The sequence below is a fragment of the Shewanella sp. SR44-4 genome (assembly GCF_014163715.1).
Lineage (GTDB): Bacteria > Pseudomonadota > Gammaproteobacteria > Enterobacterales > Shewanellaceae > Shewanella.
On record NZ_JACJDU010000001.1, the window covers coordinates 163,025 to 176,163 of the forward strand.

Consider the following 13,139-nt stretch of genomic DNA (forward strand, 5'->3'; position numbering starts at 1 on the left):
GCAAATTTTTTACTTGTTATTTAATTTTTATTTTGATCTACAGCATGACTTTACAAGCTGAAGTGATCAGGCTTCCCTGTGGCGAAAGCGCTGTTTTATAAGCTAGCACTTCAACGCCATTTGCTACGGCTTGTTCAAGTAAGTCTGCATATTGTGGATCTATATGTCGCGCGGGTTTAACACTAGTGATGCCACTGTGCTGCACCACAAATAATAAAACAGCACGATGGCCTAATTCCACCATGTGGATGAGTTCTCGCAGATGCTTTTGTCCACGAGTGGTTACGGCATCGGGGAAGTAACCCATTTTATCTTCTAGTAAAGTACAACTCTTCACTTCAATATAGCACTCTGGCCGGTTTTGGCTAGTGAGCAAGATATCGATGCGGCTATTTTCACTGCCATACTTTACTTCGCGTTTTAAATGCTCGTAACCTAATAGTTCGGTAATCACTTGCCGATTAATCGCTTCTTCTGCAAGAGCATTGGCTCGCCCGGTATTAATCCCGATATAATGCTGCTGATCTGTCTGCATTAACTCCCATGTGTGGGCATATTTTCGTTTTGGATTGTCGGAGCTGGAAAACCACACCTTTTCACCAGGGAATAAGCAATTTTTCATTGAACCAGTATTTGGGCAATGAATCGTGATTTCTTGCCCGTTAGGTAGCATGATATCGGCAAGAAAGCGTTTGTATCGTTTAATTAATACACCGGATTCTAATTCGGGAGTAAATTTCATCGATGACTCATCTAATGAGTTGATTTACAACAATGCTAACAAACTTTAGCGTGGTTTATCGATTATGTTTTGTCTACACTACTGCCATTAGCTCGTGATTAAGCTCGAGCATTGGTGTTATTTGGCTTACTACAAGGGATTATTATGAATATTATGACCGTTACGCTCACCACCGAAGCCCCTGCAGAACATTGGGGTAAAGCTGATGTGACTTACCAAGGTACTAAGGCAACAATCCATCTATCGGGTAGCGATGAACTGCGTCAAGTGCAGATGGCCGCAAGAAAAATCCGCAATCAAGGCATTAATTATGTGCAGCTAGACGGTGGCTTATGGACCCTGAATTCACAGTGGGCATTTGCACAAGGTTTTGCCACGGCTAAAGCAGGATACCAAGTGGACTGGTGTGGTAGTGACGCCGATAAAGAAACGTTGAATCAACGTGCCATAGCGGCCCAGTTTGCTCGCAAATTGATCAATGATACTCCAGAAGATTTATCGCCTTTATCGTTAGCTAATCAAGCGGCGTCTTGGTTAAAAAATATTGGTGGTGACCATGTCAGTTTTAACATTATTGAAGGCCATGAATTATTAGAAAAAAAATGGGTCGGTATTCATGCTGTGGGTCGTGGTAGTGAACGTCCTCCTGCATTGTTAGAGCTTGATTTTAATCCGTTAGGGGCAGATGCTCCAGTCTCTGTTGCCTTAGTGGGTAAAGGTATTACGTTTGACTCAGGCGGCTATAGCTTGAAGTCGTCAGAAGGTATGTTAGCGATGAAGTGTGACATGGGCGGTGCTGCCACTGTTACTGCTGCATTGGGATTAGCCATGAAGGCTGGTTTGAACAAACGCGTTAAGCTATTTTTGTGTTGTGCAGAAAACTTAGTTAGCGGTAATGCTTTCAAGCTGGGTGATATTCTAACTTACAAAAACGGCACCACGGTTGAAATTGTTAATACTGATGCTGAAGGACGTTTAGTTCTAGCCGATGGTTTACAAGCTGCATCAGAAACGGGCGCAGGCTTAATTATTGATGCTGCAACGTTAACCGGCGCTGCTGTGATGGCTGTGGGCTCAAATTATAACGCCATTTTTTCACCACAAAAGGCGACATTACAGCTTGCACAGCAATGTGCTGAAGCCGTTTCTGAAAACGTATGGCCATTGCCGTTGGATGCTTGGCATAAAGATATGTGTCCATCAGCTTATGCTGATACTGCAAACAGTCGCCCAGTTAAAGGTGGCGGTGCAGGTGGCGCATCAAATGCGGCCGGTTTCTTATGGCGTTTTGTGTCACCAAAAGCGAATTGGTTACACGTTGATCTCGCAGGTGCTTTTGAATCATCAGCGTCGGCGCTATGGGCCGCTGGTGCGACAACGCATGGCGTATTGACCATTGCTGAGTTATTAAAAGACTAGTCATCAATTGTACTTAACATTAAACCGTCGCTCACATTCTGTGGTGACGGTTTTTATTTTTGCAGTAACGGCCAACTTTCTAATATCGTGTAGTTAACGTTATGGTGGTGGCCAGTCGATTGATATAAATGTAAATGGCTTGGTGCGATGATGAGCTGAGTGTCCTTTACCACGGCTGGTAAAGAAGCTGTTGTCACCCTACGAAATAGACTAATGTGCGGAACATAATCGTATTGACTGATGGCTAGATGGTGAGTTTTTGCAATGTTGTTAATGTCATTCGCCATAGTGTTTAATGATGTACTCGCTTGTCCTTTTAAACAGATTAATTGTGCTGTTTGCCACCAAGCGAAGGTGTCGATAACTTGACTGAAAGTTGTTTTAGGCATCTGATTTATTGCTTCATGGATTTTTGAACAAGTGGTCGGATCTATTTGACCGAAAAAGCCTAATGTTATGTGTAAGTTGTGTGCTAAAGTGGCTACTGAATTTGTATTTATTTTAGTTATAAGTGTTTGTTGTAGATGTAATATTTTATCTATTTGTGGTTTGTCTACGCTAAAGCCGACAAATAATCTTGCTGACGAAGGTGTTTGCATCCGATTGGCCCTATTATTTATTGAGCTGAAACATAAACGTTGATAGATTAACAATACTACCGATTTTAAAAACATATCGTGGTTTCAGTTAACTACCTAATCAATATAGTGCTTATAGTTAGTGCTTATAGTTAGCGCTTATAGTTAGCGATATGGCATCCACAAGATAACTGATTTTATTCCCAAGCAAATTGAATTGCTAACCTTGAATGAGTTGATGAATGGCCGATAGCACCCAGCAACTATTGAAAAGTGTTTTTACAAATGGACCTATTGAGGGTAGTAATACTTCGGTGTTATCACTGCTTAATCAAGCATTACAATTAGTCTGTCAAAGGCTAGAATGCAGCGCTGCATTTGTGTTGACGAGTCAATATGATAAATTATTTGCCGTCGATACTGATATTATCGACACTTCAGAGCAACAATGTGTCAGTCATTTTGGTGCTTCACCAGCATCAGAAGCGCTGTTTAACCAGCATTTACAAGATAATTTGTCACTGTGCGAATCATTATTTAACAGTTATCAAGCAATCATTTATCCTCATTCCCCAGAGCAATCATTTACCGCTGACGAAAATCGACTCCTTACACCGCTTTTAGGCATCTTTAATCAACTCGATATTGATTGTAAGCATCTTGCTCTGAGTCCTGTTTTGCACGTTGGCAATGTTAAAGTTGTTTTAGGCACTATGTGTGCATCCGATGCTAATCCAGTTGTGAGTCAGCAAGATGATCCTTGTACGTTTGTGCAAAAGTTACTCGATGATACTGCATATCAATTAGCCTCTTCACTTGAACTTCGTCGTTTATCCGTGCTTTTAGACAGTAAAGATAAACAGTATCAAGAGCTATTTCAGTTACTGCCGATGCCATGTGCGTTGATTGATTTACACAATAATGTTGTATTGCAAAATGATGCGAGTAAACAAAATTTACCCATTACAGTCGGGCAGAGTTTATTTACGTTGCTACGAGAAGATGATCACCCACTATTACTCGATACCTTGCATATCGTTCGAGAAGGTATTTTACGCCAAGCCTGGTGTGAAGTGCCGTTACGAAATGGGGTTCAAATATACTGGTATAAGTTTAGCTTTTGCCATGCACTTAATAAACAGCAACAGTTATTATTAATGATTGAAGATGTCACCGAACGTTATCGACTTGCCGATGAGTTATCGTTTCATTCCAATTATGATGTGCTGACCGGATTGCCAAATCGATTACAGTTCGAAAACATGCTTGAAGAGTTATTAAAAGACGACGAACACGCTCCGGCTTGTATTGCCTTTCTCGATCTCGATCAATTTCAAGTGGTAAATGATCTTAGTGGTCATCAAGCGGGTGATGTGTTGCTGCAACAAGTGGCGACTCGCTTAAAACAATTATTACGTAAAGACGATGTGGTTGCGCGTTTAGGCGGCGATGAGTTTGGCTTATTGATGCATTATTCTGATACCGCATCGGCGCAACAAGTGGCAAAACGAATTTGCCAACAGTTGTTTGATCATGAATTTACTTGGAAAGGTATCAAACACAACATTAGTGCCAGCATTGGCATTGCCAAAGTCGATTATGTTGACTCCGATATTTACGGTGTGATGAGTAAAGCTGATGCCGCTTGCCGCTTGGCCAAAGAAGAAGGCCGTAACCGTTGGCATTTTTATAATCCTGACGACCCACAAATGCACATGATGTATAACCAAATGCTGGCATCTGTGGATATTACAGGCGCACTGGCATTAAATCAGTTCGAGCTATTCTATCAATTAATTGAGCCGCTCGATAAACCCGACACTGGCATCCACATGGAAATTCTACTTCGCATGGTGCAGAGTGATGGCCAATATGTATCGCCGGGGGTGTTTTTACCTGCTGCTGAGCGTTATAACTTAGCGCCTCGAGTAGACCGTTGGGTTATCGATAATTTATTGACGTGGGGCGGTAATAATTTAGCTACATGGGAACAGCTTTCTATGGTGTCGGTGAATTTGTCTGCGATGTCACTTGCTGACCAAAAGTTCATGACTTGGCTCGAAATGCGCTTAATGGTTGAACCTGAGCTGGTGAGTAAATTATGTTTTGAAATAACCGAAACTGCAGCGGTAAGCCAATTAGACCAAGCTACCGGATTAATTGAGTTGTTACGACCATTTGGTTGTAAGATTGCATTAGATGATTTTGGTTCTGGTTTTTCTAGCTTTGCATATTTGAAATGTCTTGATGTCGATTACGTTAAAATTGACGGCCAATTTGTAGTGAATTTATGCGAAAACCGCAGTGATAAAGCCATTGTTTCGGCTATTTGTCAGCTCGGAAAAGACATGGGGTTTGAAGTTATCGCAGAGTTTGTTGAAAACACTGATATTGGCGTATATCTGAAAAATATTGGCGTCGATTATGCGCAAGGCTATGCTATTAATAAACCGACACGATTAGCTGAACTACAACACGGTTTACGAACTCCCTGGTTAATCTAAATGAGTAAAATGACTCAATAACTGAGAGCGGTTAATTGCTTTGTTAAAAAGGTAGCCAAATAGGCTCTGAAATAGGCAATTAATGACACCTTGATACAATGTGGGTAAAATGAACCGCAGAAAATAGCCGTAAAAGTTAATCGCGTTGACCTCAAAACAAGTATTGCAGCAGCACCCATCATTGATGCCCACGACATTGCCGATTCACGCGGTACTCGACTCGTTGCGTGTGCAGTTTTCGGCCCATTCACACATTATTATCGAAGCGCCAACCGGTGCAGGTAAATCCACAGCATTACCATTAGCGATGTTAGCCTGGCCTGAAATTCATGGCAAAATTCTGATGTTAGAACCCCGTCGAGTCGCGGCCCGCAATGTCGCTAAGTTTATTGCCCAACAATTGGGCCAAAATGTTGGCCAGCAAGTGGGTTATCGTGTCCGTGGCGAATCAAAAGTCAGCGCAGATACTCGATTAGAAATTGTCACCGAAGGTATTCTGACCCGCATGATCCAACAAGACCCAGAGCTTAGTGGGATTGATGTGATTATTTTCGATGAAATACATGAGCGTCATCTTACGACTGATTTAGGCTTGGCTTTAGCACTGGAAGTGCAGCAATCATTACGTGACGATTTACACATTATTGCTATGTCTGCCACCTTGTCTGGCTTACCGCTAGACACGTTAATGCCCGATGCTGCGCAAATACACAGTGATGGTCGCAGTTTTGAGGTTGAGATTGCTTATCAGCCTTGCCCTGGGCAACAGTTGTGGCTAACACACATGTCCCGTGTGATTATCGATACCATTTCCGATCCCAATCTAGCGCAATATCAACAGGGCAGCGTTTTGGCGTTTTTACCCGGTAAAGGTGAAATTCGTAAATTAGCTGGATTATTGCGTGAGCGTTTAGATGCATCATGGCTTATTTGTCCTATGTATGGCGACTTGTCGTCAGCGGAGCAAGATCAAGCGATTCGTGCAGCAGAACCGGGTAAACGTAAAATCGTCCTCGCGACTAACGTGGCTGAATCGAGTTTAACGATTGAAGGCATCACCCTTGTTATAGACAGCGGTTATCGACGTGAAGCGAGTTTTAACCCTAAAACCGGCGTGACACGCTTAGGGCTTAAGCGCATTAGCCAGGCATCGGCTATTCAACGTAGTGGCCGAGCAGGGCGCTTAGCTGCGGGTTATTGCGTGCGGTTATGGAGCCAAGAAGAACAAGGGCGCATGCGCAAAGTCGATGAGCCCGAAATCACGCAAGCAGAACTGACTTCTATGGCACTTGATTGTGCCAGTTGGGGCGCTAAATCATTTGCTGAATTATCATTGCTCACACCACCGCCGCCGATCCATGAACAAGTCGCATGGCGATTACTTATTCAACTTGAATTAATTGATCCACAACGTAAATTAACGTCACTTGGCCGAGAGGCTTATGCATTAGGTTGCCATCCACGCTTAGCGCATATGCTGCTTAAAGCTAAGCAACTTGCCTTGCACGACAATCAGCCGCAACTTTGCCTGCTGGCTTGCGTATTAGCAGGCATTATTGAAGCCCGTGGACTACCGAAAAAAGGCGCTGATATTCATCATTATTTGACCGAGGCTTTGCAGGGGCAAATTAAACAGCAAGTTAGGCAATGGCAACAATCTTTGGCGATATCGGGTCAGGTCAATGAGGCAATACGTAATGCATCGACTCGTGATATAAGCTATTTGTTAGCACTTGCTTACCCTGATCGTATTGCCAAAGCTCGTGGCCATGAAGGCTTTTTATTAAGTAATGGTACGGGTGTGGTGATCAATGCCGAAGACAGTTTGGCTCATGAACCTTGGTTAGTGGTTGCTGACTTTCAAGAGACTCAAGGTCGTAATGCTGGCCAAATTTACCTTGCAGCAAGGTTAGATGAACGCTTGTTTACTGCCGAACTTGCCTCGTTAGTAACTACTCATGTTCACGGTGGTTGGGATGAAGCAAAAGGGCGTTTTTTTGCTGAAAAACATACCAAAATCGGTGAGGTTATCATTAAAATCGACACCGGTATTACGCCTGAACGGGCACAAATTACCGCAGCATTATTAGAACAGATCCGTATAAAAGGGTTAACAATCCTTAATCGTGACGAGCTGTTAATCCAGTTACAATATCGGGTTGAATTGGCTCGATACTTTGCGCCAGAGCATGATTGGCCTTGTTTAAGCGATGAGTACTTACTGGCGACGTTAGAAGATTGGCTTGGGCCACATTTGGATAACATTCGTTCATTGGCCGCATTGGCTAAAGTAGCCGCGTATGGATTGGTGAAAAATTTACTCAATTGGCAACAGCAGCAGCTATTAGAGCAACTGGTGCCAACACATTGGCCGATGGCAACTGGCACTCGTGCCCCCATCCGTTACCAGATGCCACTTGATACTGACGGACATTTTTATCATAACAATGACCAACAAGGCCGTGCGTTGCTTAGTGTACGTTTACAAGAAGCATTAGGGATGGCGCAAAGCCCGACAATATTGCACGGCAAAATGACGGTTACTATGGAGTTGTTGTCGCCAGCACAACGACCATTAGCCGCCACGGCAGATTTAGCCAGCTTCTGGCAAGGCCCATATATTGATGTAAAAAAAGAAATGCGTGGTCGTTATCCTAGGCATTTATGGCCTGATGACCCAGTGAATACAGTGGCAACAAAATTTACTAAAAAGAAAACTCCAGGCGTGTAAATAAGTCATCTAGCTTATTAATAACATGCAATTATTTCAGCGTTATATGGAAAACGAAACCATTATTTATGAGTAAAAAACCCAAAAAGTCTTCAGCCAACACAAAAAAAAGTGGCTCATCTTGGTGGCAAAACCTGTGGTCGCTCACATGGAAATTATCAATCGTTGGTATTGCTGTTGTGAGCTTTTACGCTATTTATTTAGACCAAATTATTGCGCAGAAATTTGAAGGGCAAAAGTGGCATTTACCGGCCCAAGTTTTTAGTCGTTCAATGGCATTGTACCCAGGTGCTGCGATAAACCATCCGCAGTTAATGGCTGAGCTTAATTTGCTGGGTTACCGTAAAGTGTCCAATCCGCGGCAAGTTGGCGAGTTTTCTGCTTCAAGTACTCGTATCGAATTATGGCGTCGGCCGTTTTTGCATCCCGAAGGCAACCAAGCCGAGCAGCGAGTGATGATAAGCTTTGACTCTGAAGGCGTTAGCTCAGTTAAGCGGATGTCTGACAAACGTGAATTAGCGGTATTTCATTTAGAACCGGTATTACTTGACCGTATTATTGCCGGCGATGGCGAAGACCGTTTATTTGTGCGAACGCCAGAGATGCCTTCAATGATTATCGATGCGCTTATTTTGGTTGAGGACCGCAGTTTTTATGATCACTTTGGGGTAAACCCATTGGCGATTGCACGCGCTGCGGTGGTCAATATTACTGCCGGTCGTACGGTGCAAGGGGGTTCAACCTTAACTCAGCAGTTAGCCAAAAACTTCTTTTTAAGCAGCGAACGCTCAATTGTGCGTAAAGTGCGTGAAGCCATAATGGCATTGATTATCGATTTTCGTTATAGCAAAGATGAAATTTTAGAAGCTTATCTCAATGAAGTGTACATGGGCCAAGACAAGGCCCGTGGTGTGCATGGTATGGGATTAGCCTCACAATTCTATTTTGGTCGCCCCATTGGTGAATTAACCGTGTCGCAGCAAGCCTTTTTAGTTGCGGTCATTAAAGGACCTTCTTATTACAACCCGTGGCGTTATCCTGAACGAGCCCAAGAGCGCCGTGATTTAGTGTTACGTTTGCTTATGGAAAACGATAAATTAACCGTTGCCCAATATAAAGCTGCAGCAGAGTCGCCAATCGGTCTACGCAGTGCTAAAAAATCGGTACATCAGAAGTTACCAGCGTTTTTTGCTGTGGTTAAACAAGAGTTACGCGACCGTTATGGTGATTCGTTACTGAAGCAGTCGGGCGTAAAAGTGTATACCACGCTCGATCCTATGGCCCAAGAAGCCGCAGAAAAAGCCGTGTTGTCTACCATGGCATCACTGGATAAACGAGCTAAAAACGTTCAAGTCGGCATGGTTGTCACCGACAAATATACTGGCGGCATAGCAGCGATGGTGGGTGATAAACAACCGAGTTATGAAGGATTTAACCGCGCGGTTGAAATTAGACGTCCAATTGGGTCGTTAATAAAGCCATTCGTGTATGCCAGCGCATTACGCCAAGCAGATAAATTTACTTTAGCCACTCCCGTAGAAGATAAACCCATCACCCTTAAAAATGAGCAAGGTAAAACCTGGTCGCCTAAAAACGTCGATAAAAAGTTCAGTGGTCAAGTGCCTTTATTAAACGCATTTAAAGATTCAATGAACGTTCCAACGGTTAACGTTGGTTTAGCTGTTGGTGTTGAAAAGGTTGCTGCTACATTGAAAAAATCGGGTTGGGAGGATGATATATCCCCTTATCCATCGATGTTGTTGGGTGCGGTGAATGGCTCACCATTAATGGTGGCTCAAGTTTATCAAACCATTGCTGATGAAGGTCGCTATCGTAAGTTATCATCGATTACCGCGGTATTAGACAGTCAAAACCAAGCGTTGGAAGTCACTCGTGTTCCATCGTCGATGGCGATTGATCCGGCAACCGATTACTTAGTTCAATATGCAATGAACCAGGTAGTGCGAAATGGTACGGCTAAGCGTTTAGGCGCTGCATTTCCTGGGGTTCGTTTAGCGGGTAAAACCGGTACCAGTAATGATAGTCGTGACTCGTGGTTTGCTGGATTTGATGAACGTAACGTAGCGGCTATTTGGGTTGGCCAAGACGATAACAGTAAAACGGGCTTGTATGGTAGTAGTGGCGCAATGGCCGTGTATCAGGCCTTTTTACATCAACGTCCACCGCTTAGTTTACGAATGATGCCTGTTAATGGGGTGATTAATGGTTATTTTGATCGTACAACGGGTGTGGCTAAGAAAGGTAATTGTGACAATATTATCGGTCTACCTGCATTAGACGCTAGCTATCATCCGGTTGCCAATTGTGGCGAGTCATTATCTTGGTGGCAGAAGTTGGTGGGAGAGTAACGCGTTAGCTTAGCCATTATGTTGTTGCCAACAATAAGCCCAAAGTAAGTGATTACTTTGGGCTTATTTTTTTGTCTCGCGCAGGATAATCAACATTTTTAAGCAATCTTTTTTCCTGCTGACGATATTGCAGAGCAGAAGCTATTTACCTTGTCCGAGTTGATTACGTAAGGTAGCAATTTCTTCGATCATTTGCTGCTGATTGTGCTCCATGCGCTCTAGCGCTTGTTCTAGCTTGGTATTGATTTCTGCTTTATGCGCTGCTTGAGCCTCTTGCGCTTCGTTACGTTCTTGCTCATCTGGTGCGACGAAAACAGATGCCATATAACCGGATATCACTCCGAAAAAGCTGACACCACTAATGATCACTAATCCACCGATGATATGGCCTACCGTACTGACGGGATAGAAGTCACCGTAACCGACGGTTGATATGGTCACTAATGCCCACCAAATAGCTTGCTCTGCAGTTTGTATATTGGCGTTAGGTTCAGTGCTTTCTACTAGTAAAATAAGTACAGATGCAGTGGCCAAAATTAATACCATCGCCACCAGTAAACTGGCCAATGTAGATTGTTTTCGCTGACGCAATAATGGGATTAATAATGACCGGCTCATGCGGATTAAACGAATAACCCTTAATATTTGGAATATACGGGCGATACGCAGTGCTTCAATGGCTGGAATGCTGGCAACAAAGTCTATCCAATGGTGCCTAAAGTAAAAGGCTTTATTACGTGCTTTGAACAAACCATGGAAAAACTTGGTCATAAAAATCATGCAGATTGTAGTGTCTATATACAGCAGTACTTTGTTGGTTTCAGCGTCTAACTTACCAAAGGTAATCGTGAGTACTATCACCACAGAGATCAGTGATAACACCATCATTGCGAGTTCGAATGGACTTGGGCCATCGACATTTTTGACCGACCAACGTTTAGATTCGAGCATATAATAAGTCCGTTTGCATTCGTTCGCCGTGAGGCTTTGTTAAGATGTTGAGTTTATCATAACAAAAAACGCACAAGACAAGTGTCTGGTGCGTTGTTTTTAGTTAATGTATTGTGCTGATAACGGTGTTTATTTTGACGATTTAGTATCAACGAAGTGGACCAAATCATCTAATACGCGCTTTTTGATTTCCAGCTGCGACTCAGATTCTAAGCCGTATTTCTGGGCTAAAATCACATAATCTTCAGCATTTAATGACACAGTTAAACGAGGACGCTTTGGACGTTTGGATACAGAGAGTCCAAGTATGGTCCTGATTTGGTCTGAAGGACTGACGCCTTTATCTAAGGCTTCTTTTCGGATTGAGTATTGAAACTTCTCATCCAGATCAAAAGCCACTTGGGTTGCTTTTGCAGCTTGTTGGTTTTTAAGCCATTTCTCTGGTAACGGTTTGCCTGAACTCATTAGAAAATCGTCTCCTACCTGTATCAGCTTGCTGGCCAATACTCTCTAATATCGGTCAGTGGGCGATATAAAGTCAACATCACTTCAGTGTCTCCACTTTCGTAAACTTCAATATCAACCGCGTGAGAGTCATCAGCATTAGCCAAACTGTAACCTTCAAAACCTTCACCGCGAGCATCATCGTCATTTTGAGGAGGCTTTAGGTCGCGATAATCTTGACGATGGAAGTAACCAAAACCGGCAAATTCAACTTGATGATATTCATCACTGAGCCATTTATCGAACTCAGCGGCTAACTCGGCAGGAAGTGCCTGCAATGTCAGCGTTGCTTTGCCTGGTTCTTCAAATATTTCAGCAAATGCGTCAAGTTCAAACAATTGTTCAACCACAGCGCGGTTGATTTTGATTGAAATACTTAAGTAAGATTCGTCTTCTTGCACGTAGGATAAATAGATTGCGGTGCCGCTATGGCCACGTAATAAGAATTCACAAAGCTGCGAGCGTTGGTATTCATAAGTATGAATAGCTTCAACCTTAAGCTGTTGCCCGCGCAATTGCGTAGGCAAAGCAAAACTGTCATCAAAGGTGATCATATCACCCTTGAGCAGTTTATTTGGATGGTCAAGCTTACGCTTCGGGGCTTCTTTTTTGCCGAATAGGCCACTAAGAAATCCCATAATAGCTTAACCTTTACGTGCTTTAATGCGATCTAGCACAGCATTAGCATTCGACTTTTGCTCACCAATACCTGCTTCAGCTAGCTTGGCATGTAATGACTTATCGCTATTCTCTTCAGCTAATGTTTCTGACGCTTTTAAGCGGTCATCAAACTGTTGTTGACGTGCTTTGATGCGCTCTAGTGAATCTTTAGCGTTAAGCAGTTTTGAATTACTTGACGCAAATGAGTCAGTGATAGTTGCAGTGGCTTTTTGCACGCTTTCAGTGGTTTTAACCATAGTAAGTTGACGTTGGTAATCATTTAACTGACGCTCAGTCTTCTTCACTAAATCTTTTAAACGCACTGCATGTGAGCTAAAGCTATCATTGGCTGTTTGTTGTTCAGCTAATTCTTCGTCTAGCTGAGCGATCTTTTCAGCAATTTCAATTGCTAAAGCTTCGTTGCCTTTGTCTAGCGCTTGGGTGACATAGCCTTCGTGCTCAACAACACTACGCTTTAGGCGATCAATTTCACGACTGGCTTGCATTTCTTTAGCCATAACATCAGTTAATTCACGTTTAGCTCGGGTTAAATGCTTTTCTGCATCACGAATTTCTTGTTCAAAAATTCGGGTTGAGTTTGAGTCAACGATATTTTGGCCAACTTCAGTTGCACCACCACGAAACGCTGTAAGAATCTTGTTTAGAATGCCCATAATTGGC

Annotated in this window: 10 protein-coding genes; 4 read left to right on the forward strand and 6 right to left on the reverse strand. The window is 43.1% G+C overall.

Features of this window, described 5'->3' with window-relative positions; all coding sequences use genetic code 11:
• Positions 1-37 precede the first annotated feature (37 nt).
• The gene (gene sfsA / locus H5125_RS00755; RefSeq protein WP_101085268.1) at positions 38-742 is read right to left on the reverse strand and encodes a DNA/RNA nuclease SfsA; all 705 of its coding nucleotides are present in this window, start codon (positions 740-742) and stop codon (positions 38-40) included.
• A gap of 144 nt (positions 743-886) precedes the next feature.
• Here sfsA and pepB point away from each other — a divergent pair, with 144 nt between their 5' ends.
• Positions 887-2,161, forward strand: a complete 1,275-nt coding sequence (gene pepB / locus H5125_RS00760) for an aminopeptidase PepB (RefSeq protein ID WP_182743179.1) — start codon at positions 887-889, stop codon at positions 2,159-2,161.
• A 53-nt stretch (positions 2,162-2,214) separates the two neighbouring features.
• Here the strand turns inward: pepB and thpR are convergent, their stop codons facing one another.
• Positions 2,215-2,760, reverse strand: a complete 546-nt coding sequence (gene thpR, locus H5125_RS00765) for an RNA 2',3'-cyclic phosphodiesterase (protein WP_182743181.1) — start codon at positions 2,758-2,760, stop codon at positions 2,215-2,217.
• Between the two features lie 221 nt (positions 2,761-2,981).
• Here thpR and H5125_RS00770 point away from each other — a divergent pair, with 221 nt between their 5' ends.
• The 3 genes from H5125_RS00770 to mrcB all read left to right on the forward strand — a co-directional run bounded on the left by H5125_RS00770 (position 2,982) and on the right by mrcB (position 10,343).
• Positions 2,982-5,243, forward strand: coding sequence for a bifunctional diguanylate cyclase/phosphodiesterase (locus tag H5125_RS00770; protein WP_182743183.1), 2,262 nt, complete (start codon positions 2,982-2,984; stop codon positions 5,241-5,243).
• Positions 5,244-5,427: 184 nt separating this feature from the next.
• A complete protein-coding gene (gene hrpB, locus H5125_RS00775) occupies positions 5,428-7,974 on the forward strand; it encodes an ATP-dependent helicase HrpB (RefSeq protein WP_182743241.1) in 2,547 nt (848 codons plus the stop codon).
• A gap of 68 nt (positions 7,975-8,042) precedes the next feature.
• Complete coding sequence (gene mrcB / locus H5125_RS00780; protein ID WP_182743185.1) at positions 8,043-10,343, forward strand: penicillin-binding protein 1B; 2,301 nt, start codon at positions 8,043-8,045, stop codon at positions 10,341-10,343.
• A gap of 141 nt (positions 10,344-10,484) precedes the next feature.
• Here the strand turns inward: mrcB and H5125_RS00785 are convergent, their stop codons facing one another.
• The 4 genes from H5125_RS00785 to H5125_RS00800 form a co-directional block, all read right to left on the reverse strand.
• On the reverse strand, positions 10,485-11,294 hold the full coding sequence (locus H5125_RS00785) for an ion transporter (protein ID WP_162023856.1): 810 nt from the start codon (positions 11,292-11,294) through the stop codon (positions 10,485-10,487).
• Positions 11,295-11,423: 129 nt separating this feature from the next.
• Positions 11,424-11,759, reverse strand: coding sequence for a hypothetical protein (locus H5125_RS00790; RefSeq protein WP_101085274.1), 336 nt, complete (start codon positions 11,757-11,759; stop codon positions 11,424-11,426).
• A gap of 23 nt (positions 11,760-11,782) precedes the next feature.
• Positions 11,783-12,436, reverse strand: a complete 654-nt coding sequence (locus H5125_RS00795; RefSeq protein WP_162023855.1) for a hypothetical protein — start codon at positions 12,434-12,436, stop codon at positions 11,783-11,785.
• A gap of 6 nt (positions 12,437-12,442) precedes the next feature.
• Positions 12,443-13,132, reverse strand: a complete 690-nt coding sequence (locus H5125_RS00800; protein ID WP_101085276.1) for a PspA/IM30 family protein — start codon at positions 13,130-13,132, stop codon at positions 12,443-12,445.
• Between the last annotated feature and the right edge of the window lie 7 nt (positions 13,133-13,139).

Excerpts from the sequence above, each read along its gene's own strand:
- sfsA (WP_101085268.1), bottom strand. The coding sequence starts at position 742 with ATGAAATTTACTCCCGAATTAGAATCCGGTGTATTAATTAAACGATAC.
- H5125_RS00795 (WP_162023855.1), bottom strand. The coding sequence starts at position 12,436 with ATGGGATTTCTTAGTGGCCTATTCGGCAAAAAAGAAGCCCCGAAGCGT.
- thpR (WP_182743181.1), bottom strand. The coding sequence starts at position 2,760 with ATGCAAACACCTTCGTCAGCAAGATTATTTGTCGGCTTTAGCGTAGAC.
- H5125_RS00800 (WP_101085276.1), bottom strand. The coding sequence starts at position 13,132 with ATGGGCATTCTAAACAAGATTCTTACAGCGTTTCGTGGTGGTGCAACT.
- H5125_RS00790 (WP_101085274.1), bottom strand. The coding sequence starts at position 11,759 with ATGAGTTCAGGCAAACCGTTACCAGAGAAATGGCTTAAAAACCAACAA.
- mrcB (WP_182743185.1), top strand. The coding sequence starts at position 8,043 with ATGAGTAAAAAACCCAAAAAGTCTTCAGCCAACACAAAAAAAAGTGGC.
- H5125_RS00785 (WP_162023856.1), bottom strand. The coding sequence starts at position 11,294 with ATGCTCGAATCTAAACGTTGGTCGGTCAAAAATGTCGATGGCCCAAGT.
- hrpB (WP_182743241.1), top strand. The coding sequence starts at position 5,428 with ATGCCCACGACATTGCCGATTCACGCGGTACTCGACTCGTTGCGTGTG.
- pepB (WP_182743179.1), top strand. The coding sequence starts at position 887 with ATGAATATTATGACCGTTACGCTCACCACCGAAGCCCCTGCAGAACAT.
- H5125_RS00770 (WP_182743183.1), top strand. The coding sequence starts at position 2,982 with ATGGCCGATAGCACCCAGCAACTATTGAAAAGTGTTTTTACAAATGGA.